Source organism: Stieleria marina, from assembly GCA_007741555.1.
GTDB lineage: Bacteria > Planctomycetota > Planctomycetia > Pirellulales > Pirellulaceae > K23-9.
In genome coordinates this window covers 7,906,621-7,932,346 of record CP036526.1, presented here as the reverse complement: position 1 = coordinate 7,932,346, position 25,726 = coordinate 7,906,621, and the positions used below count along the sequence as shown (strand labels likewise).

The 25,726-nt window shown below is 54.8% G+C and carries 20 protein-coding genes; 14 read left to right on the top strand and 6 right to left on the bottom strand.

Going from position 1 to position 25,726, the window contains the following annotated elements:
• Positions 1-174: 174 nt before the first annotated feature.
• From mutL to K239x_RS28050, 4 genes are all read left to right on the top strand, one after another.
• Positions 175-2,175 (top strand): DNA mismatch repair endonuclease MutL, encoded by a 2,001-nt coding sequence (mutL, locus tag K239x_RS28065; RefSeq protein WP_145421911.1) that lies wholly within the window; start codon positions 175-177, stop codon positions 2,173-2,175.
• 84 nt (positions 2,176-2,259) lie between these two features.
• Positions 2,260-4,275 (top strand): outer membrane protein assembly factor BamB family protein, encoded by a 2,016-nt coding sequence (locus K239x_RS28060; protein ID WP_145421908.1) that lies wholly within the window; start codon positions 2,260-2,262, stop codon positions 4,273-4,275.
• Between the two features lie 17 nt (positions 4,276-4,292).
• On the top strand, positions 4,293-5,246 hold the full coding sequence (locus K239x_RS28055) for a nitrilase family protein (protein ID WP_145421906.1): 954 nt from the start codon (positions 4,293-4,295) through the stop codon (positions 5,244-5,246).
• 281 nt (positions 5,247-5,527) lie between these two features.
• The gene (locus K239x_RS28050; RefSeq protein WP_145421903.1) at positions 5,528-6,175 is read left to right on the top strand and encodes a hypothetical protein; all 648 of its coding nucleotides are present in this window, start codon (positions 5,528-5,530) and stop codon (positions 6,173-6,175) included.
• Positions 6,176-6,314: 139 nt separating this feature from the next.
• Here the strand turns inward: K239x_RS28050 and K239x_RS28045 are convergent, their stop codons facing one another.
• Positions 6,315-7,907 carry an FMN-binding glutamate synthase family protein gene (locus tag K239x_RS28045; RefSeq protein ID WP_145421900.1) on the bottom strand — a complete coding sequence of 531 codons (1,593 nt, stop codon included), beginning with the start codon at positions 7,905-7,907 and terminating at the stop codon, positions 6,315-6,317.
• 143 nt (positions 7,908-8,050) lie between these two features.
• On the opposite strand from K239x_RS28045, the gene K239x_RS28040 reads away from it, so the two are divergent.
• Together K239x_RS28040 and K239x_RS28035 are read left to right on the top strand one after the other, a co-directional pair.
• Positions 8,051-9,247, top strand: a complete 1,197-nt coding sequence (locus K239x_RS28040) for a 1-acyl-sn-glycerol-3-phosphate acyltransferase (protein ID WP_145421897.1) — start codon at positions 8,051-8,053, stop codon at positions 9,245-9,247.
• On the top strand, positions 9,240-10,550 hold the full coding sequence (locus tag K239x_RS28035) for an MFS transporter (protein ID WP_145421894.1): 1,311 nt from the start codon (positions 9,240-9,242) through the stop codon (positions 10,548-10,550). The genes K239x_RS28040 and K239x_RS28035 overlap by 8 nt, the downstream gene beginning before the upstream one ends.
• A gap of 58 nt (positions 10,551-10,608) precedes the next feature.
• Here the strand turns inward: K239x_RS28035 and K239x_RS28030 are convergent, their stop codons facing one another.
• Positions 10,609-12,981, bottom strand: coding sequence for a prolyl oligopeptidase family serine peptidase (locus tag K239x_RS28030; protein WP_419189478.1), 2,373 nt, complete (start codon positions 12,979-12,981; stop codon positions 10,609-10,611).
• On the opposite strand from K239x_RS28030, the gene K239x_RS28025 reads away from it, so the two are divergent.
• From K239x_RS28025 to K239x_RS28015, 3 genes are read left to right on the top strand one after another with little or no spacing between them, the layout of a single operon-like run.
• Entirely contained in the window at positions 12,980-14,743 is a 1,764-nt protein-coding gene (locus K239x_RS28025; RefSeq protein WP_145421891.1) for a hypothetical protein, read from the top strand. The genes K239x_RS28030 and K239x_RS28025 overlap by 2 nt on opposite strands.
• Entirely contained in the window at positions 14,740-16,104 is a 1,365-nt protein-coding gene (locus K239x_RS28020; RefSeq protein ID WP_145421888.1) for a DUF1800 domain-containing protein, read from the top strand. The genes K239x_RS28025 and K239x_RS28020 overlap by 4 nt, the downstream gene beginning before the upstream one ends.
• Positions 16,101-17,369: a DUF1501 domain-containing protein gene (locus tag K239x_RS28015; RefSeq protein ID WP_145421885.1), complete on the top strand. Its 1,269-nt coding sequence runs from the start codon at positions 16,101-16,103 to the stop codon at positions 17,367-17,369. Before K239x_RS28020 ends, K239x_RS28015 begins: the two co-directional genes overlap by 4 nt.
• A gap of 28 nt (positions 17,370-17,397) precedes the next feature.
• On the opposite strand, the gene K239x_RS28010 is transcribed toward K239x_RS28015, so the two are convergent.
• Positions 17,398-19,773 (bottom strand): efflux RND transporter permease subunit, encoded by a 2,376-nt coding sequence (locus K239x_RS28010; protein WP_145421882.1) that lies wholly within the window; start codon positions 19,771-19,773, stop codon positions 17,398-17,400.
• A gap of 2 nt (positions 19,774-19,775) precedes the next feature.
• On the opposite strand from K239x_RS28010, the gene K239x_RS28005 reads away from it, so the two are divergent.
• Positions 19,776-21,221 carry a glycosyltransferase family 39 protein gene (locus K239x_RS28005; RefSeq protein ID WP_145421879.1) on the top strand — a complete coding sequence of 482 codons (1,446 nt, stop codon included), beginning with the start codon at positions 19,776-19,778 and terminating at the stop codon, positions 21,219-21,221.
• Positions 21,205-21,825 (top strand): hypothetical protein, encoded by a 621-nt coding sequence (locus K239x_RS28000; protein ID WP_145421876.1) that lies wholly within the window; start codon positions 21,205-21,207, stop codon positions 21,823-21,825. The genes K239x_RS28005 and K239x_RS28000 overlap by 17 nt, the downstream gene beginning before the upstream one ends.
• Here the strand turns inward: K239x_RS28000 and K239x_RS27995 are convergent.
• Together K239x_RS27995 and K239x_RS27990 are read right to left on the bottom strand one after the other, a co-directional pair.
• Positions 21,807-22,319: a hypothetical protein gene (locus K239x_RS27995; RefSeq protein WP_419189477.1), complete on the bottom strand. Its 513-nt coding sequence runs from the start codon at positions 22,317-22,319 to the stop codon at positions 21,807-21,809. The two genes, K239x_RS28000 and K239x_RS27995, sit on opposite strands and share 19 nt — an antisense overlap.
• Positions 22,312-22,758, bottom strand: a complete 447-nt coding sequence (locus K239x_RS27990; protein ID WP_145421873.1) for an acyl-CoA thioesterase — start codon at positions 22,756-22,758, stop codon at positions 22,312-22,314. Before K239x_RS27990 ends, K239x_RS27995 begins: the two co-directional genes overlap by 8 nt.
• A 135-nt stretch (positions 22,759-22,893) precedes the next feature.
• Between K239x_RS27990 and msrA the strand changes: the two genes are divergently transcribed.
• From msrA to K239x_RS27975, 3 genes are all read left to right on the top strand, one after another.
• Complete coding sequence (msrA, locus tag K239x_RS27985) at positions 22,894-23,556, top strand: peptide-methionine (S)-S-oxide reductase MsrA (RefSeq protein ID WP_145421870.1); 663 nt, start codon at positions 22,894-22,896, stop codon at positions 23,554-23,556.
• A complete protein-coding gene (locus tag K239x_RS27980; protein WP_145421867.1) occupies positions 23,550-24,134 on the top strand; it encodes a hypothetical protein in 585 nt (194 codons plus the stop codon). The genes msrA and K239x_RS27980 overlap by 7 nt, the downstream gene beginning before the upstream one ends.
• Positions 24,135-24,241: 107 nt before the next feature.
• Positions 24,242-25,192: a sugar phosphate isomerase/epimerase family protein gene (locus K239x_RS27975; protein WP_145421864.1), complete on the top strand. Its 951-nt coding sequence runs from the start codon at positions 24,242-24,244 to the stop codon at positions 25,190-25,192.
• Positions 25,193-25,195: 3 nt separating this feature from the next.
• Here K239x_RS27975 and K239x_RS27970 read toward each other — a convergent pair whose 3' ends face one another.
• The gene (locus K239x_RS27970) at positions 25,196-25,564 is read right to left on the bottom strand and encodes an Hpt domain-containing protein (protein ID WP_145421861.1); all 369 of its coding nucleotides are present in this window, start codon (positions 25,562-25,564) and stop codon (positions 25,196-25,198) included.
• Positions 25,565-25,726: the final 162 nt, after the last annotated feature.

Genomic DNA, 25,726 nt, shown 5'->3' with positions numbered 1-25,726 from the left:
TACTGTGCGAACTGAAAAAGCGGATTGAGCCGTGTTTGACCTCGTCAAACACGGCAGCGAAACACAGCACCGAACGGCGCTGTGTTTTCGCACTTCACATCGGAGTCCGCGTTTTGAATGGTCGTCGTGACTTTTGCGGTTGTTTCATTCACTCAGAGCGGTAAATTCGCTCTTATGACAGCGACCGCAAAAACACTCCCGACCATCCGTCAGCTTCCGCCCAATCTGATCAATCAAATTGCGGCGGGTGAAGTCATCGAACGCCCTGCTTCGGTGGTTAAAGAACTGCTGGAAAACAGCATTGATGCCGGATCGACTCGGATCGAAGTTTCCATCCAGGGCGGTGGCACGGAGTTGATCCGCATCGCCGACAACGGATGCGGGATGACAGCGGAACAACTTCCGCTGGCGTTGGCATCGCATGCGACTAGCAAATTGCCTGACGATGAATCGTTGTTCCACGTCAGCACGCTGGGGTTTCGCGGCGAAGCGCTCGCATCGATCGGCAGCGTGTCGCACTTGACGATTCGTAGCCGCACCGAGACCGATGATTGTGGTAGCGAGATCAATGTTCGCGGTGGTGTGATCGAACCGCCTGCGCCCTGTGGTTGCCCGGTTGGCACGGTCATGGAGATTCGCAATCTGTTTTTTAATACGCCGGTTCGGCATCGGTTTTTGAAAACAGCGCAAACCGAAAAAGGTCACATCGTCGAAGCGTTCACGCGATTGGCACTTGCCAATCCACAGGTGCATTTCGTTCTGAACAACGGCGACAAACTGGTTCATGACCTGCCAGTGACCGAGCGTTGGTCGGATCGCATCAGCGCGTTTTTTGGCGGTGAGATTGCCGAATCGTTGATTCCGATCAAGAGCGATGATGCACAGATCCGCATCAGCGGCTACGTCTGTGATCCGTCGGTCAGCCGTGGCAATGCACGGATGCAATATCTATTTCTGAACGGTCGCCACATTCGCGATCGTTCGCTGCAACACGCCTTGGTCGAAGCCTATCGCGGTTTGTTGATGGTCGGTCGACAGCCGGTTTGCTTTTTGCGACTGGACATGCCCGCCGAGATGATCGATGTGAATGTTCATCCAACCAAATTGGAGGTTCGTTTCACGGATGGCGGCCGCGTCTATGCAAGATTGCTGCAATCGCTGCGTCATCAATTTTTGTCGACCGACATGACTCAGCGGGTCGGTCCGCCAGCGCCGATAACCGATGAACGTGAGCTTCGTGGCCAGCCACAAAGCGAATTGGGCATGCCGGTTCGAGTGGAACAAGAGCATCGTCAAAATGTGATCGAGTGGGCTCGCACAGGCGTCGTCAATCCATCTTCAACGACTCCATCGGTCGGCGGTGCATCATCCTTTGGCTCTTCCGCGATATCGGCGCTGCCGTCGATCGGTACGCCCTCATTTCAACCCTTTCCCGGCGGAGGTGCGCCGGCGAATGGCACATTGGATGATTCAACCGAAGTCGCCAACCCAGCGGGTCCAATGGGCGGGCCCACCGAAGTTGCACCTTGGGATGGCGCGCAACCGCAAGCAGCAATCACGCCTACGGTTTGCTACCTTGGTTTCCAAGTTCACAATCGGTACTTGGTCACGCAAGATGAATCGGGCATGGTCGTGATCGACCAACACGCGCTTCACGAACGGGTGTTGTATGAACGCGTCAAAGACAAAGTACTTGGCGAGAACGACAGCGAAGAGGGCAAACTGGAATCACAGCGTTTGCTGGTCCCTGAACCCGTGTCGTTGACGCCGGCCGAACGTACCGCCGCGCTGGACAACGCCGAAACACTTGCCCGCATCGGCATGGAAGTCGAAGACTTTGGCGGCGAGACAATCGTCATTCAGTCTTATCCTGCAATGCTGAAAAACGTCAAACCAGCTGACATGCTGCGAACGATGCTCGAGTCGGTCATGGGAGCCGGTAAAAAGCCGGATCCGCTGGATTTGCTGAATCATTTGCTTTCAACGATTGCCTGCAAGGCCGCCGTCAAAGCCGGTGACCCGCTATCGCCCGAAGAAGTGGTCGCACTTTTGGAACAACGCGATCTCTACAACGATACGCATCACTGCCCCCACGGCCGACCCACGGCACTCTTTTTTAGCCGCGATGAACTCGACCGAATGTTTGGCCGCCTAGGCCCACGCGGCCGATCCTAGCGCAAGCGGATCACGTGCGCGTCATCACGCTATGTTGGAGACATCTATCTCGCTTTTTTTGTCTCCGCCGCGCTGGGAGTGTCGATGATCGTTCGAACCGCTCTTTCGGTGATTGCGATTTGCCTTGCATTGTCGTCGGCCGCGGTAGCCACGATTGCTTACGGACACGACAACCCTTTCTTACCAGCCGATGCCGACGACAACGGTTGGACGCACGTACGTGGCAACCATTTCAGTGGTCACTCAGCCGAAATCCATTTGGCAAGCGATTGGCCTAGCAGTGGTCCGCCGGTTTTGTGGGTCAAAGAACTAGGGCAAGGCTATTCATCGGTCGTTGTGCAAAACAACCGCGCGTACACTCAGTACCAAACGTTGGCCGGGCAGTACGTTGTCTGCATGAACGCCGCGACGGGTCAAACGATTTGGACCTACCGTTACGACTGGCCGTTTGAAACTGCCGGTCTTTATCCAGGTCCAAGAAGCACACCGACCTTGGCCAACGGAAAGGTCTACTTTGCAACTCCCGCTGGTGCTGTCGGTTGCCTGACACACGGCGGAACATTGTTGTGGCAACAGGATCTGAAGACCAAGTTCGATGGCAAAGGCACGGATTTTGGGTACGCCTGTTCGCCGACAGTCATCGACGGCAAAGTGATCATGCCGGTGGGAGGCCAGTCGGCCAGCATGGTGGCGCTCGATGCCGATGATGGCACGGTGCTTTGGAAATCCGGCGACTCATCGGCTAGTTACGCATCGGCCTTGCCCATCACGGTTGCCGGACAACCACTTGTGATCGGCTACATGGAACACGATCTGGTAGCCTTTGAATTGGAATTGGGACAACAGCTTTGGCAACAGAAGCTCTCGCGTGGCTACGACGAACATTCCTCATGGCCAATCTACCGCGAGCCATTCCTCTGGACGTCGGCTCCGTTTCAGGCGGGATCGCAGTTGCAGGAATTGACCGGTGGAGAAACACCCAAGGCAGAATTGGTTTGGCAGAAACCGATTCTGTCCAATGATGTGTCTTCGTCGGTTTTGATCGGCGATCATCTGTACGGATTTGATCTGACAGAGGCTCAAACGAAAGCCCACCGTCCATCGCGAGGAAGTTTTCGCTGCATTGATTTTCTCACTGGCGAAACAAGCTGGTCCAACGGCGACAGCCGGAAACGCCGGGGTACGGATTTCAAGGTCAACGCAAACGAGCAGATTGTTGGGCACGCAAGTGTGATCACCGCGGACGGAAAATTGATTTTGTTCAACGATCTGGGCGATCTGATTTTGGCCGAAGCCGATTCGCAAGCGTACGTCGAATTGGCGAGGACTCCTGCATTGAGCGGCGAAATTTGTTGGACGACGCCAACGCTGGATCGCGGGCGAATATTCCTGCGAAACCATTCTCGCGTCGTTTGTCTTTACATCGGCGAGCCTGAGCTACTCAAGCAGATCGCTCAAACGGAAGTCCTGACCGTCGAAGACATTCCGCGACGGACGGTACGAGATCTCTCCACATTATTGGGAGTCGAACCCGAATACGCGATGGATCCTCCGACTCGTGTCTGGCTGAACCATTGGTTGCTTGCCGGCCTAGGCATCCTGTTGGTCGCAGCAATCATCGCTGGTTTGGTTAGCGTCTTTGTAAAGAACCGGCCGACCATTCGATGGTGTTTCTGGATTGTCTCAGGTGGTTTGGGCGCGTTTACCGGAACGATTGCCAGTCACCAAACTCAGGACTTTGTGTTCACGTGGCCGATCATTATCTTCGTTGCACTTCAAGTCGCGGTTTATCATTCCAGGATTCGTCGCAGCGTCGCCCAAACGTCGACTTGGCACGAAAGGCTGATTGGCCTCGGCTTCCTTTTGGTTTGTTTTGCTTACTTTTTCCTCTGTCGGCAGCTCAGCTTAGTCACCCAGTGGATGTTCCTATGCGGCTTCATTGCTGCCGCGCCAGTCTTCTGGATTGCTCGGCTTATTAGCGATCGTCAACAACGTTGGTCGCTCCTTGCCGAGTTTGCTCTCACACTGATTGCCTATTTGGCGTTTCACTACGCGACCGTTACTCTTTTAGACTTCAAGTACGACCTAAGTGAATTCTGAGGCACTTCGATAAAGCCATGAAACCTATCAAAGCAGCAGCGATTCAGTTCAATCATCGGCCCGGCGACAAAGCGTATAACCTGCAGCGTGTCGCTGATCTGACGGTCGAGGCTGCAGCGGAGGGAGTGACTTTGGCGGCGTTTCCAGAAATGTGCCTCACGGGCTACTGGCACGTACGCAATCTTTCGCGTGAAGAAATCGTCTTGCTTGCCGAACCGATCGACGACAGTCCGTCGGTGCGCAAGTTATTGGACTTGGCGCAGAAACATCAAATCACAATTGGTGTCGGCCTGATTGAACTGGCCGACGATGGGCAGCTTTACAACAGTTACGTCGTCGCGATGTCGGATGGTGAAATTGCGGTACACCGAAAACTGCACTGCTTCATTAGCCAGCACATGTCCTCTGGCGATCAGTTCACGGTGTTTGACATCCCCCAAGGTGCGCGTGTTGGCGTCCTGATTTGTTACGACAACAACATCGGCGAAAACGTTCGATCCACAGCGCTGGCGGGTGCAGACATCCTGCTAGCGCCGCATCAAACGGGCGGATGTAATTCACCGAGCCCGCGATGCATGGGCGTGATTGATCCGGCGCTTTGGGAATCGCGCGTTGAAAATCCGCAAGCGATCGAAGAAGCGTTTCGTGGGCCAAAGGGGCGTGAGTGGTTGATGCGTTGGTTGCCCGCACGCGCGCACGACAACGGATTGTTTTTGATCTTCAGCAACGGTGTGGGCGTGGACGACGACGAAGTCCGAACAGGCAATTCGATGATCCTGGACGCGTACGGGGCGGTGCTCGCAGAAACATGGAAAGCCGATGATGCGACCGTTGTTGCCGATCTGGATCCCAGCATGCTCGAGAGTAGTACAGGAAGACGGTGGATCCAGTCGCGACGGCCTGAGCTCTACCAGTCGCTATCGCAGCCAACCGGCCGCGAACGGGCCACCCGTGACGTTCGTTTTTCGTAGCTTGCGCATTTCACGGTTGGCTCCAGCCGTTATGGGGTAGCTCGCACGATGTGTGTTCATTCTGATCACGACCGTCGCGTCCATGTGATCGAAATGATTACGTAAAAAGCTACTTAAACGGCAGAGACATTCGTCTTTGAAATCGGTCTTTGGTGTGAAAAGTCCCGTGAAACATGTTCTTTCGTTGCACGTGTCCCCGACTTTGGCACGGGCGATGCGATTTGTTTCCTTTGACACAGGCGATTGAGCCTATCAACGAAACTTAAAGGAAGGACCAAACCATGACCCAACTATTCACCAAAACGATCACGACTCTGGGCCTGCTAGTCCTGACGGCATTTGCATCGAATGCATCGGCCGATACCTACCATCACATCGATGAATTGGCTCTGCAGATCGAGCGAAACTCGAAGCGTCTTATCAGTGAAGTTCGTCACTATCGTCATACACCTGAGTACAGCCATCTGGTTTCTGATGCCCGTCACATGGCGCGACTGGCCGATCATGTTCACGACTTGGCGCATGATCACGGCAGCCTGACGCATTTAAATTCGGATCTCGTGGAACTGGATCGCAAATTCCATCACTTGGAATCGGTTTTCAATCGGGTTGAGCACAACGCTGCTTATGGCCATGGTCACATTCATGGCGACACGTCACACGTTCGAGGTTTGCTCTGTTCGATCGAATCCGACCTGCATCACTTGCAAGATGATATTCGGTCACTTGTTGCCTCCCATCGGCATGCGAGGCAACCCGTCGTCGTGCGACGCCCGGTGATCACTCAGCCAAGTTGGTACGGGCACAGTCCAAGCCGATGGTCAGGGTACAATGCCCGTCCACAGTCGAGCGGATTTGGACATTCGTACTCACGAGGCCGACAGTTTTCGATCGGTGGTGGTAGTTCACGAGTGACGTTTCGATTTTGATAGACCTCGCGTCAAAAGTTCAATCGACTTAACAACGGTCAACTTCACCAGCCCCGGATCGCAAATCGCATCCGGGGTTTTTTATTGCGCCGGCGGCTGGTCGCAATACAAAAACCAGTCACGCATGAAACGCGGTGCACTACGGCGCGATCACATGCGCAAATGTCTCGGCGGACGCAGCGGTGCATGCTCGCTGGTAACTGGCCGGCAGCGGATCGCGTAGCAGTGCTCCGTCCTCCAGAAATTCATACAGCTCGCCATAGTGCTTTGTTTCGGTAGGCGATATTCGGTGCATCACATGCCAAGGTCTCAGATCAGCTGGACTATCCAGCCCCATTGCGCCAAGCATGTCGCACAGACTTTCGATCGTTTCGGCATGGAAGCTTGCGACGCGCGTGTTCTTGGCTGACGGAACCAGCCCGGCCATCAAATGCGGTTTCTGCGTCGCGACACCGACCGGACATTCATTGCTGTTGCACTTCAATGCTTGAATGCAACCGAGTGCCAGCATCATGCCACGGGCTGAATAGCACGCGTCGGCCCCGAGGGCCAGTCGTTTCAGAGCGGAAAAGCCGGTGGTGACTTTACCGCTGGCGATGACCCGAATGTGTCGACGGATGCCGTACCCGATCAGTGCGTTGTGAACAAAGATCAAACCTTCAACCAGAGGTGATCCGATGTGATTGGAAAATTCCAACGGGGCAGCTCCTGTGCCTCCTTCGCCCCCATCGACGACGATAAAATCAGGCGTGATGCCGGTCTGGACCATCGCTTTGCAGACCGCCAAAAATTCACGTCGCTTGCCGACACACAGCTTGAAACCGACTGGTTTGCCGCCGCTGAGTTCTCGCAGTTGGGCAATGAACTCCAGCAGACCCGTCGGAGTTGAGAACGCTTTATGACCGGGCGGTGAATTAACGTCTTGCCCGACCGGCACCCCACGGATCTTGGCAATCTCTGGGGTCACTTTGGCGCCAGGCAGAATGCCACCGTGGCCGGGTTTCGCCCCTTGGGAAAGTTTCAGTTCGACCATTTTGACGTTCTCGTGCGAGACCGTTTCCTTGAACCGTTCGGCGTCGAAACCACCATCAGCGGCGCGGCACCCAAAGTACCCCGTACCGACTTGCCAGATCAGATCACCGCCACCTTCGATGTGATACGGGCTGACACCGCCTTCGCCCGTGTTATGCGCAAAGCCACCGATCTTGGCACCGTTGCTGAGTGCGACGACGGCGTTGGCACTGAGCGATCCGTAGCTCATTGCGCTGATATTCAGCAGACTAGCCGAGTATGGTTGAGTGCAGTCTGGGCCGCCGATCAGAACTCGCATGTCTTCGGGGGCATGATGAGCGGGCGCCATCGAATGATTGATCCATTCGTAGCCTGGTTCGTACAAGTCTTCTTTGGTGCCGAATGGAACCGTGTCCCGTTCTTTTTTGGCACGTTGATAGACCAACGATCGCTCGTCCCGATCAAACGGGACGCCTTCGGTATCTGATTCGACAAAGTACTGATAGATCTCGGGACGGATCAGTTCGAACAGATAGCGAAAGTGCCCCAGCACCGGAAAATTTCGCAGGATCGAATGGCGCGTTTGGAAAAAGTCGTGCAGACCCAGTAGCACGATGGGGCCCAGCAGTACCCAAGACCACAACAGCCATGGTGCCAAAAAACCGGCTACCCCACTCGCCACAAGCAGCGCGAGCACAAAGATCACAAACAGGTGACGCATAAGAAACGATTTTTGACGAAGAATGGTCGGCCCAAGAGGCTCGTAGTGTAGCGAGCCAACAAAGCGTGCGGACACCAGAGGATGAAAAGTCGCTACGCTATCGCCCGCTCAGATTCTCCCGCAAAATAGGCAATCGATCTATCATGCATGCTGTCGTTTTGGACGAACCGTATCAATTCGTTCCGCCGCACCACGGGACCCTTTGGCCGCGTTTTTTGCAGCTTTTCCTGCGTCGTCGGCTGCGAAAAGACTTTGGCATCCAGCAGTACAAATGGCATGGCTTGGAAAAGATCCGTGATAGCGTGGCGGCTGGGCATAGTGTGGTTTTGGCACCGAATCACTGTCGTCCAGCAGATCCCTTGGTGGTCAATGAATTGTGCCACCAAGTGGGGCTGCAGCCACAAATGATGGCTAGCTGGCACGTTTTCAAAACCAGCTGGCTACACGGGTTTGTGCTTCGGCGCGTCGGTGCGTTCAGTGTTTATCGCGAAGGCACTGATCGGCAGGCACTCAACGCAGCGATCGAAATTCTGACCCAGGCCAATCGGCCGTTGGTGATTTTTCCCGAAGGCGTGATCACACGAACAAACGATCGATTGTTGGCGATGATGGAAGGGCTTTCGTTTATTGCCCGATCCGCGGCCAAGAAACGAACCAAAGACAATTCGGATGCCAAAGTCGTGGTTCACCCGGTCGCGATTCGGTATCGGTTTCACGGTGATGCGGAAAAAGAACTGCACGCCGCTCTGGACGACATCGAGGAGCGACTTTCTTGGCGTCCTCAGAAAGGTGAAACGCTGAAAGAACGCATTCACAGGATCGGCAAAGCGCTCTTGTGGCTGAAAGAAATTGAGTACTTCGGGCAGCCCCAAACGGGCGCGGTTGCCGAAAGACTGCAGAACTTGATTGACAAGATTTTGGTACCGATGGAAAACGAATGGATCGGCGACGGTGAATCGCAAAGCGACAAAACTCCTGTTGCTCGCGTCAAGCAGCTCCGCAGCGCTGTCCTGCCTGACATGATCGACGGTGATTTAGGCGATGACGAAAAGGACCGTCGCTGGGATCAACTTGCCGGCATGTACATGGCCCAACAACTGGGGCACTATCCGCCTGACTACGTCAGCGACGATCCGACGAACGAACGGATGCTTGAAACGGTGGAAAAATTTGAAGAAGACCTGACCGACCACTCCCGTATCTATCGACCGATGTCCGTGGAAGTGTCAGTCGGTGATCCGATCGAAGTGACCGCCAAGCGTGTTCGCGGCCAGCAAGATCCCGTGATGTTGCAATTGGAATCGGACATGCGACGCATGTTGGGAATCGCTGGTGAGTAGTGCACTTGAAGACAAACGCTGGCTGAGTGATCCGCGAGCCAAGTGGCAGATCACCATTCTGCTGACGATGTACATCGGCTATGCGGCTTTTATGCTTTGTCGCAACACCTTGGGCGCGGCCAGCCCAGCGATGATGGAAGACCCGACGATCGCGATGGACAAAGCATCGTTTGGCCGTTTGATGAGCTGGCATAGTGCCGGCGCGATTGCGGGCAAATTGGTGACAGGCATTGCCGCGGATTTGCTGGGCGGGCGTCGCATGTTCATGATCGCGCTTTCGTTGACCGCGGTCGCCAACATCGGTTTTGCACTCAGTTCGTCGCTGGTGATGATGGGCGTGTTCAATTTCTTTGGCCAGTTTTTCAAAGCTGGCGGTTGGCCGGCGATGACAAAACTGGTCGCCGATTGGTATCCGCAGGCGCGCTACGGCCAAGTCTGGAGCATCATTTCGACTAGTTCACGCGTCGGTACGATTACGGCGGGCGTGTTGTTAGGTTTCCTGTTGGGCGTCATGCCGTGGCGAATGGTGTTCGTGGTGTCGGCCGTGATGACTGCGTTCGCCGTGATCGGCGCTTTCTTTCTGCTTCGCGATCGCCCCGAAAGTGTTGGCTTGCTGCCGCTACAGCCCGACGAAACGCCGCTAGAAACGAGCGAATCGGTCGGTCACCCATTTGATGATTTGTCGATCGGGCAAGTTTGTTACCGGTTCATTGCAAGCGGCCGATTCTGGTTGATCTGCCTGAGCATTTGTTTTCTGACGATCCTGATGGACTTCATCAATTTCATCCCGATCTACCTTTCGGAAGTACTGGAAATTCCTGCCAACCGAGCGTCAATGGCAGGTAGTGCCTTTCCGACCGGGATGTTCCTGGCACTCATTGCGACTAGTTTTCTGTATGACCGAGTGACCAAGAAGAATTTGATCTATGTGTTGGGCGGTCTGCTGGCGGGCAGCTGTGTTTGCGTTGTTGCACTTTGGAATTTGGGAAACCTGCCGGTCAGTCCGACGGCCCGCATGCCGCTGGCGATCGGGTTGATCTTCGTGTTTGGATTCGCAATCTCGCCGGCGTACTACATACCGATGAGTATTTTTGCGGTGAAATTCGGTGGCAAGCACGCGGGTTTTTTGGTCGCGCTGATCGATGTCTGCGGCTACAGCGGTGCCTGGGCGTTTAACTTTTTTGGCGGCAGCATCGCGGAAGACTACGGCTGGTCAGTATTCTTGATCGGCCTGCTGTCGATCACCGTCGTCGCCACGCTCAGCATGGTGTCGTTTTTGACCATTGATTACCGAAAACAGTAGCGCTGCCTGCGCACTGCGAGAACACCGACGTTCTTTGTGAGTGTGCGTCGCAGCAGGTTTACTTCGGTTGCCACATTTCGTCGAAAAATTCAGCTGCAATGACTTTGCCGGGATCGCGATAGTTGGCACCTTCGGTGACGTCGACGATCGCCCAATCGGGCAGCTTGGGAGTTTGACGAGCATTGTTTAGATAGTCGTATTCCCGGAACGTGAATCCGCTGTTGAGCACGACGTAGCGATCTGGGTTTTGGGGATTGGGGTAAACCAGAATCGGGACGTGCGAAGCTGCGGTTGTGCTGTGTTTTCCGATCGCCAGCGTTTCGGATGTCCACTGAATTGGGAGTTCGCCGACGATTTTCTTGATCACCGTGTTGGACTCGGGCGTGCCAAAAAGAATCAGGTTGGCCGACGCGACCAGTTCATCGGTCAGTTCAGTGTCGATCACTTTTCGCACGTCACCGCGAAAGTGTTTTCGCCAGTGAGTCATCGCGTGCTGCGATTCGGCTTCGATCCACTGCTGGACGATTTGGTCACTGCTCTTTCCGCTTGGCAGCACAAATACGAACGAGTCCATGAAGGCATCGTCGATTGGACCTTGCAATTCGGGTCGTTTGCGAAGTCCAGATTCCTCGTCGGCGACTTGCCAGCCGTCGTCGGATCGTGCCAAACGAATGGACCAGGATCGATCGGACCCGACATTGTCACCGACGATTTCATCGCCGTCGATCGCGATGTGAATCGGGCCGTTTGTGTTTTCGGGCCATTGTCCGGCGTCGAAATTCAGATCCAGACGCGTAATGTTAGTCGTTTCAATTTTGATTTCGTCTTGATCGATCGCGGCATCAACTCCAGCGGGTTTCCAGTGCTCGGCCAGACCTTGTACGTCCACCCAGTGCATCCGGTGATAGCGAAGTGTCACGGTGGAGAATTGGATGGATCTTGGAACTTCCGGCGATAAGCTGCGTTCGATTGCGGATAGACGCGATGCGATCTCGCGTTTGGAGTCGGAGTGGATTTTGTGGGCGGTATCGGGACCGATGATGTGAGTCATCTTGATACCGACCTCGTTCAGGGCGACTTCCATTACGTCAGCGGCTTGTTTTTGACGGTCGATTTCGCCGCTGTAAACGACAGTGGGACACTGGTTCAAGTTGGTGGCCCAGGGCGGGCAATCGTAAAGTTGCCAAAGTTGTTTCTGATAACCTGGTGCTGTCTCAGCGGCGTTCTCGCCTTGAAAGAAGCTCAGAAATTCGGGCGTTTCGCTGAAGCCTGCTCCGGGATTGGCGGCAAAATAATGATCGGCGTAGTGAACGGCCATTTGCCAACACCCTGCCCCGCCCATCGAAAAACCTCGCACTGCAATGCGCGACGGATCCACTGGCAGACGCGACTTGATGTGATCGGTCAGCTCAAGCACATCAATTTCGCCGGCGAATTTGAATGCGTTGCTATAGCGACCATACGGATGAACCACGAACGTGTCGGCGGGTGTGTATTCACCAGCGGCGTATTGTTGTTTGTTAAGAAAGTTGGCTTCGCTGAGCGTCTCGCCACGACCATGAAACCACAGGTCCATGCGACGTTTGCGCAGATCACCCGTCGTGTAGCCCGCTGGGATGACAACGCTATAGGGTTGGAACGAGCCATCGATTTTGCTGCGATACCCGCCGACGATTAGCTGTTGCTGCGTGCCATCGGAAAGACCAACGATTTCGGCCCAGTTACCGTCGCGACCGGCAGCGTTGATTCGTCGCTGAGCCAGGTCCAACAGCTTGCCAGCGTTGTCGACTTCGGCGGGTTTGTGAAATTGTCCAAATTCGATGGCCATTTCAACCGCGCGGGGAAAGACCAAGATTTCTGGCTCGAGTGAGCGCAGTCGGGTCAGAGTTGCCAACTGTTCCGCAGCGCGCTTCTTGTCCGTCGATTTCTTGCTGCCTTGAACCGATTCGCGAACAGCTTCGTTCCAAGTTCCGCGAAGCAGCTCTTCCCAGGATTTGCGAATCGACTTGCAACGCTTTGACAAGGCATTCAGCTTGTCCTGGGCAACTTCGATCCCAACGGGGGGAATAGGGCGAACATTCGCAGCTGAGTTGTCTTTGGGACCATCAGCCAATCCAGTCGCTGAGGCGGTGATGATCAGAGCGTAGACGGCGAAAACGATCAGAGGGCGTGACATGGCGGCTTCGGGATGGGCGGGCTGTTGAGCGGACAGGAGACTGAGGATGGCGGCAAGCAACGGGCCGCAGGAAATGGGCCGCAGGCAACGGGGGGGCGGGAAAGATGAATCAGCCGATTCGGCAACATGATAGCTGGGCGGAATGGGGCGCTCGACCAAGGCATGCACTAAAGTGGCAGTTTCCTTGCCAAGATTGGCATCCGTGTTGCGAATTGAATCGGCCTGCATTCCTCCCTCGTCATCTGGACTCAACATGATAAATCGCCAATGCGTCTGCGTTGTCCTGCTAACGGCAACTGCGGTCTGCGCGCGGGCCGAAGCTCCACGCACCGTCATTCGATCAGCGAGGGTCTTGCCGGAATCGACGGTGGCATTTGCGGAACTGACCGACGTGAAGGGACTGTTGGCGACGATTTTTGACCATCCGCTCCGGCAGAAGATCGAATCGCTGCCGTCCTACCAACAGGCCACCGGATCGAACGATTACCAGAAGTTTGTGCTCGGCCGCGACATGATCGAAAATCTATTTGGTATGCCGTGGCGTGAAGCGATCGAAACGTTTGCTGCAAAAGGAGTGTCGATCGCTGTGGACGGTCCGACGCGCGGTGTGGCGGTGATTGTCCAAGGCGACAACGCGGAATCGATGAAGCTGTTTCGCGACAAACTGCTAACGCTTGGATCGATGGCCAAGTCCGGCAAGAAAGTGCAAAAGGTGTCTTACCGAGGTGTCGACGCGCATCGCATTGAGGACGTTCGCATGGCCGTGGTGGCCGATCAATTGTTGCTGACAAATCATTCCGACTTGGGAAAAGCCATTTTGGATCGAATGTTGGGCGATGAGTTACCGTTGCTTCAAAACGCGGATCGATTCCAATCCTCATTGAAGACGCGAAACGCAGGTGCAACGGGATGGGGATTCGTTGATGTGGCGATGATTCGCGAGGCGGGTGTGGGGCAGAACGTTTTCGAGGATCAAATCAATCAACCCATTGCTGAACTGCTGTTTGGTGGGATCCAAGAAACTTTGCAAGACACTCCTTTCGTGTCAGCGAGCTTCACGGCGCGAACCGAAAGAATGTTTCTGCGGCTGTCGGCGCCACACGAACCGGACTCCGTCGATGAGAAGCGGCACTACTACTTCGGTGCGGACGGCCACGGTCGAGGATTGAAAGTAGCGGAAGTGCCCGAGGAGCTTTTCACGCTCAGTACCCATCGTGATTTTGCGGAGATGTGGTTGCGAGCGGGGGATCTTTTTGACGAACGCATCAACGATGAATTTGCCAAAGCCGATGCGACATTGACGACCTTGTTTGCCGGACGGGATTTTGGCGAAGACATTCTCGGGAGCTTCAATCCAGAAGTGGCTTTCGTATCGTCCCGCCAGACGTTTTCGGGGACGACTCCGATTCCGACGATCAAGCTGCCAGCGTTTGGAGTCGTGATGACGATGAAGGATTCCGCAAAGATGACGCGGGAACTGCGGCGAACCTTCCAAAGCATGATCGGCTTTTTCAATGTGGTTGGGGCGATGAACGGACAGCGGCAATTGGAATTGGACATGGAAAAAATCGGCGATGATGTCGAACTGGTTTCGTCGTTTTATGTGCCTGAGCAGGATGATCGCCAGTCGACCGCGGCTCCGATCGTGTTCAATTTTTCGCCGACGGTAGGGTTCGCAGGCGATCGATTTGTGTTGGCCAGCACCCAAGAATTGGCGAAAGAATTGTCGACCGCCAAAACATCCAATCCGAATCAAATGGCGGACAACACGGCGGCCAAGCTGCAGGCCAGCATTTTGCAACGTGTACTGACTGACAATCGCGAGCAGCTGATCGCCCAAAACATGCTGACGGACGGAAATAGCCGTGAAGAAGCAGAAGCGTCAATCGGTTTGCTACTGGAAGTCGTTGGCTATTTAGATGACGCTTCGATACGAATGGGGCAAGCCGACGGCGAGTTGCAGCTTGATTTTTCTGTCCGGCTCGATTGCTCGACAAATCCTGGAGAATCGCCGTGACCAGAGCGATGAACATCAGCGACGTCAATCCAGACTGGGCTTGGAGTCCGTACAAACCTTCGGCCGAAAGTCCGTGGGATATTCGTTGTGCGGCTCACTTGTTTCGTCGCGCGGGTTTTGCAGCGAACCGATCGGAGTTGTATTCGGCAGTGCAGTTGTCGCCCGGTGAAGTGGTGGGGGATTTGATGGTGGCGAGTCGTGAAGGCGAAGTGTTTGAAACGCAGATGCAGGCTTTGATCCGAGCAGCGCTGGCTAGTGGAAACGCAAAACAACTGTCAGCTCAGTGGGTGTATCGTATGCTTCGAACGCCAAGACCGTTGCTAGAGAAAACCACCTTGTTTTGGCACGGTCATTTCGCCACCAGCGCTCAGAAGGTCGAAGTGGCGGAGCTGATGCAGACGCAAAACGATTTGCTTCGGAAGCACGCACTCGGTGATTTCAATACTCTACTACTGGGAATCGCTCGTGATCCGGCCATGCTGATCTATTTGGATTCCGTATCGAATCGCAAAAGCCATCCCAACGAAAATTTCGCCCGCGAGATCATGGAACTGTTTTGTCTCGGCGAAGGCAACTACAGCGAGGAAGATGTTCGTGAATTGGCGAGGTGTTGTACGGGATGGGAGATCAAGCGAAAGAAGTTTCGTTTCAATCAATATCAGCATGACGGCGGCACAAAAACGCTGCTCGGTGAAACGGGCAACTTCGGTGGCGAACAAGGTGTAGCGTTGGTCGCGAAGCAGGCATCTGCCCCGCGGTTCATCGTCGCAAAGCTGGTAAAGTTTTTTGTGATGGACGAACCGACAGTTTCAGAGCGATTGGTGGATCCGTTGGCAAAGAAACTTCGTAAGGATGACATGAATGTTGGACCGACCATCCAGCGAATCTTGAGCAGCAATCTGTTCTTTTCGTCCCATGCGCGAGCACGAAAAATTCGCTCGCCCGCTGAATTTGCGATTGGTTTTTTGCGATCAATGAATGGTTCGGCTGACGCGTACAAATTGGCCGATTCGCTGCACGAATTGGGGCAGGGATTGTATTTCCCACCTAGCGTGAAAGGTTGGGATGGCGGCCGGACGTGGATCAATTCGTCGACACTGCTGGGGCGATCGAACTTGATCCGGCAGATCCTTGATCATTCCAAGACGCGGTTCGCAAAAAAGTCACTCGCGGATTACCTCCGTCAGCAAGAAATTAAGGACGTCAGTTCTTTGATCGATTGGATCGAGCCATTGTTGTTTGCGGTGCCGATTCCGCAGGCTGCCAAGTCGAGGGTGGCAAAACTGGTTGGCAGCGACGACGACCGGATGAAGGATGCGATTCATATTCTGTGCTCACTACCGGAGTTCCAATTGGCATGAGACAACCTTTTGATCGTCGTGAATTTCTTGGACGTGCTGCGGCTGGTTCGGCAATGGTCAGCTTGGGCGCGATTGCGCCCGATATTCTGTGCCGGGCCGCGGAAGCGTCGCGCAGTGACCAGCGAATTTTGGTCGTGGTCGAAATGGCTGGTGGAAACGATGGATTGAACTGCGTCGTGCCCCATTCCCACGATGTGTATTTGAATTCGCGCAAACAGCTGCGAATCGATAGGTCCGACACGTTGGCAGTGACGGATGAATTGGGACTGCATCCGTCACTCCGAGGATTTGCGGATTTACTGGAAGCCGGGCATTTGGCAGTCGTCCAAGGTGTCGGCTACCCCAATCCAAATCGGTCGCATTTCGAGTCGATGGATATCTGGCATTCCTGTTTTCGCAAAGACGTCACACGCGACGACGGTTGGATTGGACGCTACATGCAGGCCATGGGAATGGAAGACGCGTCGGACCCGCCAGCGATCCATTTGGGGCGTGATAAACAACCGTTTGCGTTGATGTCACGCGATGTGCGATCCGTATCCATCCGTTCGTTGGATCAGTTTCGTTTCGCCAAGAATCAGAGCATGGATTTGAAAGCCGCCATCCGCGAACTGTCGCAGCAGCGGGAACTTACACAGCTGGTTGCGGAGCCGGAATTGCAAACTGATGCAGGGCAGAACGACTTGTTGGCATTCGTTCGATCCAGTACGTCAACGGCGATCAACGCCAGCGACCAAGTCGAACAGGCATCCAAACAATTAGCGCGATCATCGGCAGATTACCCCAACACAGAACTGGGGCGTCAGTTGCAGACGGTGGCAAAGTTAATCGCCGCGGGGATGCAGACGCGAATCTATTACGTCCGCATCGATGGATTTGATACGCACGCTAACCAGGCCGAAGCTCACGCTGCCTTGCTGAGAGATGTCAGTCAAGGCGTGACGGCATTGACGAACGATCTAAAAGATCGCGGGGAAGCTGATCGAACTTTAGTGATGTGTTTCAGCGAGTTCGGTCGCCGAGTAGCAGAGAACGCAAGCAAGGGTACGGACCACGGAACTGCGGGGCCAATGTTTTTCGCAGGTCAAAAGCTGCGAAGTGGTTTAGTTGGCCGGATGCCATCGCTGTCGGATTTGGATCACGGTGATCTGAAGTTTCACACGGATTTTCGGCAGGTGTATGCCGCCGTATTGAAAGAGTGGTTGGAATGCGATCCCGAACAAGTTTTGGGTGGCACGTTCGAGCCAATTGAATTGTTCTCGTAGTCCTATTATCGGCGCTGCGGGACGACGGTTAACGATCGATCCACGATACGAACGCAGGCAGGATGGTGAGGTTGATCACCGTTCCTGCCGCCAGAGTAATTGCGACGAGTAATCCGAACGTGGCTGTGGGAACGAAGTCGCTGGTGGCAAGGACGCTGAAACCGATCACGAGTGCAATCGTTGCTAACAAAACGGGAACGCCGACGTTGCCCGACGCGTGAGTGGCGGCCACTTTGCACGAATGGCCTTCGTCGCGATGCCGACGATACGTTGCCAGAAAGTGCACCGAGCCATCGATTGACAATCCCACGGAGACGGCGGCGATCATGGCTGCCCCCATGTTGATCTTGTCGCCTGAGAGCCCAACGACGGCCAGCACAAAGAGCACCGGTAGCAAATTGGGAAGCAGTGCCGCGGTCGACAGGCGAGGCGATCGGGTTGCCGCTAACAGTAGCAGCCAAATCAAAATGCTGGAGGCAATAAAGCAACGCCATTGATCGCGAATCAATTGACTGACCAACCGAGACATCATCACGTAATAGCCCGTCACGCGGCCGGCACGAGGCGGCGGGGAGACGTCTTTGAAGTGACCACGCCACTGAGCAGAAAGCGTGTGGCTCTTGACGACTTGGTTGACCGCGTCAATCAAACCCGACTTTTGCAGCGCCGAGGAATGTTCGCGGCTGCGGAGCATGATTCGCAAATGGCGAAGTTCGGGTTCGGCCGTGGGCGGCGTCAACAAAGCGTTGACGAACAGCGGCATAATCAATCGCATTGCCCGGAGTTTGACGGGCGGTGGCAAGTATTTTAGACCGGGTGCCTTGCCGGCGATCTCGCTGGCATCGGCAACGCTGATCACTTTGGCCAGCGATACGCCATCGACCTGGATCTTGCGCAAGTCGTCTTCTAATTTCAGCACATCAGCCAAATAACGTTTACTGATTTCGGGCGGCGCGTCGACGATAATATCCCAGACCCCTGCACCACCGAATGTTTTTTCCACTCGGTCATAGTCGACCACGATCGGACTATCAGGGCGAAAGTTCTTCAAGAAACTGGTTTCTGTTTCCGTCCGCCAAACCCCCATCGCGGACACAATCATCATCACCACCGCCACTGCGACACTGAGCTGGCGGTGAGCGACGAACCACATCGCAATTCGCAGACAAAGGCGTCGCATCTGTCGGGCCAGTTTCGATTGCCACTGATGCAATTTGGATGCTGTGCGCCAATTGGGCAACATCATGATGGCGGGTGCGATCAGCAGGATCGACAGAAAGACGCATGTCGACGCAATCGCAATGGACCAGCCAAATTGTTGAACCGGCAAGATACGTGACCATCGCAAGGCGGCGAATCCTGCGGCATCTGTCGCGCAAGTCCAAAAAATCGGCATCACCAGCATGCCCAGCGAACGCACAGTCGCTTCGCGGTGTTCGTAGCCGCGCGTTCTTGCGATGCGAAAGCGCACTCCCAGGTGCAACACCGATGCAACAGCAATGACAGTGACGATGGCGGTCAGGATGGTGGATACGAGCGAGAGTTGGATTCCCGACAGAACCATGATCGCTTGTGTAATCGTAATCGACCAAACAATGGACGCCGCGCTGAGCAAGACAAACCGTAGGTCGACCAGCGTGATCAGAACCACGATCGACAGCAGAATGATCGTCCACGTCGCCAGCTTTGTCCCGTCTCGCTCGATCAAAGCAAACCCGTCGTGCACCAGCAGAGGCTCGCCAACCAACGCGACTTGATCGACAGCTCCGAGATGTTGATCAGGCAAGGACGCTGCGATCGACTTAATCGCTTCGATTGTGTCGGGGGTGTGCTGTGGGTCCAACATCGCCACCACAGCGGCTTGCTGATGGTCTTCGCTGTGCGTGTAACCGGCGAACAACTTGTCGATGCCGCGTGCGACCACATCGCGGCGCCGCATCAACGGGGGCACTTTGCTGGAAAAGCCCGTCAAGAACCCCGAGGGTCTTATTTTGGCAACCAAATCGCTCAGAATCGACGGGGATAGAATTTCATCAACACCGTCGACCGCTAGTACTTGCTCGGAAATCTGGCGGCTTCGCGAAAACCCTTCGGGCGAAAACAAGTCCGTATCGCGGTAGACCATGATCGCGACAGCATTGCCGCCAAAAGCCGTTTGCAATTGCCGATAGTCTCGCATCGTTGGGTCATCGGGAGCGAACATGGCCGACACACTGCGATTCATCTCCAGACGGCAAGCGATGGGATAGGCAATTGCAAAAAGTGCGATCGCCGATAAGACTGCGACGACGCGAATGTTGACCAATCGATCGGCCAACGCCCGTGTCCAACGCCTCGATCGGGCTTGAGGGGTCGGGGCTTGGACGGCGGAATGTGTCGTTGTTTCGGGCTTGAGATGGCCCATGAATGGCTCAAAAATTTGGCGAGTTAGAATCAGCTTCGCAGCTAACGTGTATGGTTTCGCTTTTTCAGGAGACGACTTTGATTGCGACGCGTCTTGATGAACGAAAAGCGTTGATGGGTGTCTTTGCGTTTGCGATTGCCGTGCGCGCTGCCGTATTGATCGTTGCACCGAGTGCTTTTTCGTCAGATCCGGACGCCTACCGTGCGCTGTCCCAGTCCTTGGCCCAGACCGGTGTCTTTGGAATCACGCTGGGCGACTTGCCGCCGAAACCCACTGCATTTCGTCCGCCACTGTACCCTTATCTGCTGTCATGGTTGACCCCAAGTCAAACGGGTCAGCTTTCGACGTTCGCGGTGGGCATTTTGCATGTCGTGATGGGCGCGCTAACGTCACTTGCGACGACCTGGGTGGCAAGCCGACTGATCGAAAAAAATCGCATTGGTAAAGCCAGCATTGTTGCCGGATTGCTGGTCGCAATCGATCCCATTTTGGTTCAACAGTCCACGCAGCTGATGACCGAAACGATAGCAACGCTGCTATCGATCAGTGTGATCGCGTGGTGGGTCGGTCGCATTGGAAGCGAAAACGCATCTCGAAACGCTGGCGGTTATCTAGTGCTCAGCTTGCTCCTGGCGCTGGCGTATCTGTGCCGGCCCACGTTTCTTGTTTGGGCCGTGTTGTTGACTCTGGCCAGTTTTTTCGCTGGCAGCAAAACGCAATTGACCCAGCGTTTCAAACACGGCGTTTTGACGGCGCTACTAGTGGTCGTTGCTTTAGCTGGCTGGTCCTGGCGAAACGCTTCCGCTGTCGGACATCCCATCTGGGCAACCAGCCATGGCGGCTACACGTTGCTGTTGGCCAACAACGAATCGTTTTACGACTACCTGCGAAACGGAAACTGGGGCGAAGCCTGGGATGCAAAGCCGTTTTTGGAAGCCTATGTTCATCGTTTCGATGGCGATCCAACCACGACCGAATTTTGGAATCGCGATTGGTCCGATTTCGAAGCTCCGGCCGATTCCCAGCAACCGTTGATCACAGAGCAAGGCGACGACCGGCGTTGTTACTTGGCGGCTCGCGCGACGATCGACCGCCAGCCGACCATGTTCCTGTACTCCTGCTTGGTTCGAGTGGGCCGATTGTGGAGTCCGATGCCGCATGTGGCGCCCGGCCGAAGCTGGGCAAAGGTTGTGATCGTCGGATTGTACTACTCGGCACTGTACGTCGCAGTCGCAATGACTTTGTGGCGTTTGCGACGCCGTGTGCTTGCGCCAAAGTGGTGGGCGATCTTGGCGTTGGCGATCACACTTTGCGGCGTCCATGCGATTTACTGGACCAACTTTCGGATGCGTGCGCCCATCATTCCCGCTACCTGTCTTTTGGCTGCGGGAGTCATCGTTGCGCGGCCCGAAAAGGATCCGGAGGCTGGCGATGTGGCCGACAACTAATGGCGTTCGCAAGCTGTGTGGTGACGAAGCGAAATTGATTCGCGGAATCATTGGCATGATGGTCGACCAATTGGTAGCCGAATCACGCCAAGAATCCGACCAACAATTTTATGGGATCGAGTGGTTCGATTCGTGCGAAGTCGCCCAACGGTTATGGCTGCTTGATCAAGTCACCGACGCTCTCCTGACCGATGCTGATCCGCCATCGCCAGCGGCAATGTTGGAAGCAACAATTGATGCGATCTTTGCCGAGCTGTTTGATCTGATCGTGATGGAAATCGACGATCCAGCATTGACGCCCACGTCTTGGCGACGCAGTGCGGTCGCGGCTTTTGAATGTCAGAACGGGCGACCGCCGAAAGTGGGATTGGATTCGGTGGACCAAGAAATCTGGGGTTTGGTAGTCACTCAGATCGCCGATTCGATCCTAGGCGTGCGTTTGTATCAGCAGGCAGAGTCGTTTCGCGACGGTGACTTCAAAGCGACCCAGATGTTTTTGCAGCGAAAAGGATTGCCCGACAATTTCTTGCAGCAGATTCCACCGCTGCAGAGCGTGGATCAAACGCAGGCGGTGATCGATCGCATTCAATCGTTTTTGTTTTGATTTGTCTTGGGCCCAGCGGAGCTTGTCGTCAGACATTTCGTTGTCGAATCGATTTCACGCCGAGCGCGCGCGTCCAACCAGTAGATCAGTGAGCCGCCCATGATCGCCCCGGCCCCTTCGCCCCAGCTCCACCACCAAGGCATTGCTGACATGAGGTCGCAGACGATTTGCAATACGCCGAACGCGATTGTGCCATACGCCAGCATTCGGACCATTGGACGATACCGATCGATGTCATTGGCAATGACAAGCAATCCGATGCCGACAAATCCATAAAGCAGCGAAAGGTTCCGCGCAAGATAAAACGTCAAGGGATGCTCAGGAAACGGATCGATCGTTAGCCATTGGGCAATATCGATCATCCAACGTTCGGGCATTACGGCGGCGGCGAACGCCAGCAGCGTGAAATAGCCGACCAGACGCAAATATAGCAGCAGGAGCTTGTCGGATTTCAAAGAGGTGCTTTGGGGTTCCATGTGCGTAGCATCAGTCATTGGCTTGCTCCCAAGGCAGCGGCGGAATTCGGTCGGCGACCAGCATCTTTGATTTTAACTCCTGCGGAATCGGAACGACTTTGTGCTGGGTCAGGTCGACGTAGACCCAGCGGGTTTCAACACGAGCCAGGACGGTTTGATCCGACGGCCGGCAGACGGCGTACTTTCGCCGCGCGGCGAATGACGCGACGTCAGCCACCCAAGTCCTGACCACGATTTCGTCGTCGGCAACGGCAGCCGCACGGTAGGTGATGTCGTGTTTGCGAACGACCCAGCCCATTCCGCGATCCAGAGCGGCTTGGCTGTCCCATCCGCAGGCAGCCGAATGCTTGCCGGCTGCCCAAAGCGTCCACTGCAAATACCGCAAGTTGTGGACGTGCTGCTGAGCGTCGATTTCGTCAGCCGATACGGTGTGCAAAAGGTCAAAAAAGGGCTTCATCGGGCGAGAATTAGTCGTTTTGGGGCAGTCGGCGTTGCATCAACCGGTAGGCGGCAGCGTATCATGGAAGTGACGGAGGGAGAGGTCGAATCGACATTTTCCAAGTAACCCCGTGTTTGCAAAAGGTCACCGAAAATGAAAATCTCTCAAACAATCTCCTACACTTTACCGCTAGTCGCCCTGGCGCTTTTCGCAGTCGCCCAAGTCAGCGCTGACGAAGCGACCACGAGCCCTGCTAAATCGGACGCAAAGCCGACCGCCCAAACTGAAAAAGTGCTCACTCTCGCTGGCGGGTGTTTCTGGTGTACCGAAGCGGTGTTCGAGCGGATGGACGGCGTCAATGATGTGGTGTCGGGATACATCGGCGGCAAAAATCCCAATCCAACTTACAAACAAGTTTGTACTGGATTGACCAATCACGCCGAAGCCATTGAGATTTATTACGACCCAAACAAAACGTGTTTGGAAGAACTGCTGAGCATGTTTTTCAAGACGCACGACCCTACGACGTTGAACAAGCAAGGCGCCGATGAGGGGACTCAGTATCGCAGCAGTATTTTTTACCGTGATGACGACGAAAAGGCCGCCGCGGCCGCTTACATGAAAAAGATCGCTTCGGAGTTTCGCGACCCGATCGTGACTCAGTTGGAACCTGCGACGAAGTTTTTTCCCGCCGAAGAGTATCATCAGGACTATTTCCGCAAGAATCCCAACGCGGGTTACTGTCGCCAAGTGGTCGCTAAGAAAGTTCGCAAAGCAAACAACGTGCTAAAGAAGAAGGCCAAAGACCCATGCTAACGGCAGCACGCTTCATGATCCTGACCGTATCCGCTCTAGCACTGCTGTCAGGCCAATCGTTTGCACAGAGACAGTTGCCGTCGGTGGTTCAACTGCCGTCGTTTTCTAGTTTTTCCTACGATGGATCCGTACTGGTTCCCGACGGTGGGGAGGCACACTTGGGCAGCGTCAAGCGATCGGCCAGTGGTTCGTCACGTCGTGGACTGAGCCGTGCGAGTGGTTTCGATCACGGTATCAGCCAAGCGACAGCGAAAGTACACATCATCGATCACGCCGAAATCGATCGGCAGTTGCTGGGCGGCACGCCCGAAGAATTCTTGCGTCGCCAGCGCGCCAACGAAGCCCGTTTGGGCATCGACCCGCTTGCACCAGTTGACCCTGATGGCAAAGGCAAATCGCTGGTCCGCCAAGCCCGCAGAGAGTATCGCGCGGGCAATCAGTCATCGTCGTTTGCGAGTTATCGCTTAGCGATTGGCAATCTGCGATCCGAAAATCTACGCCGACTGGCGACCGCTGAGTTCAAGCGTCTTTTTGGCGCATCGGCTGACCAGGCACTCCGAATGGCATCGCTCAGGTAGACCCGCTCTCGTTTTATGCTGATCGTCGTTTCAGACGCGGAGCATGGCGACGAAGTGGTCTATACTCTGCTGAATCCTTCCTGCCTTCTGCGTGAGAGACCCACTTGATGACCAACCGACGTGATTTTCTGGTTGCTGCCGGCACCGCTGCGGCGGCTTGCGGCCTCCACCGTCCTTCCCTTTCCAACGCTGCTACTCCCACCGACCAGCCCGCCATGCCCGTTCGTTTTGCTCTGAATACCAGTACCATTCGTGGTCAAAAATTATCGATCGACCAGCAAGTCGAAGTCGTCGCGCAGGCCGGATACGATGGCATCGAACCTTGGATTCGTGACATCGAACAGTACGTGAAAGACGGCGGCCAGCTTGCGACGCTGAAGAAGCAAATCGACGATGCGGGTTTGTCCGTCGTTAGCGCGATCGGGTTTGCCAACTGGATTACTGATGACGACTCAGAACGGGCCAGAGGGTTGGAGCAAGCCAAGCGTGACATGAACTTGGTCAAAGCCATTGGCGGCACGTACATCGCCGCGCCGCCCATCGGTGCTCACAAGGCCGATCAAGCTTCGCCGCCGTTGCCGGTGATCGCCGACCGCTATCGATCATTGTTGGAAATCGGCGATCAGGAGGGCGTCATCCCGCAGCTAGAATTGTGGGGGTTCTCCAAAACGCTCAGCAAGCTTAGCGAATTGGCTTACGTGGCCACTGGAGCACAACACGACAGTGCGTGCGTTCTGCCGGACTTTTATCACATCTACAAAGGCGGCAGCGATTTTGCGGGACTGGCGATGATCGAATCTTCGCGAATGCACTGCTTCCACATGAATGACTATCCGTCCGACCCACCGCTGAATGAAATCGGCGACAAGCATCGTGTGTTTCCCGGGGACGGAGTCTGTGAACTTCCGAAAATCATTCGCGGCCTATTGGACCGTGGTTTCGCGGGAGTGTTCTCGTTGGAGCTTTTCAATCCAGAGTATTGGGAACGCGATGCTCTAGCGGTCTGCAAAGAAGGTCTGCAAAAGAGTAAAGCGGTCGTCCAAGCGGCGATGCAGTAAACGTCAAGACGCGAGATACGCTTCTAACTGCTTGACGATTGTTTGCAAGCGAACTTGAAGAGCATCCAAACTGCTTTTAATTTCGGTCAGATTGTTCTGCTTGGCGAAGTCTTCGACGTCACGACACTGCTTGGCGGTTTCGTGCAAACAAAGATTGCTGAAGTTGGACTTCATCGTGTGAGCGGCTCGCACGATGGCCTTGGCATCTCCCGACTCTAGCGACCCGTCAATTGTTTTCATCATGCCGGGTGTTTCCATCAGGAAGGCCTCCACGATCGATCGAAGCAGCTGCCGGTCACCCCCAAACATTTCACAGGCTTCGTTCAAATCAATCGGATCGTTGTCTGTCGAGGCGTCCAAATCTGACGTCATGGTCAAGCCTGAGCGAGAAGAAACTGGTGGATGAGAACATCATTTTAGCCTTTTCGAAGCGTCGCAAGTGAGACGAGATATATCGACGCCAGAAACCGCCTCTAGACGTTAATCTACATCGATACTCCGTCGGTTTGACGAGTATTTCATTCGTGTTATTGG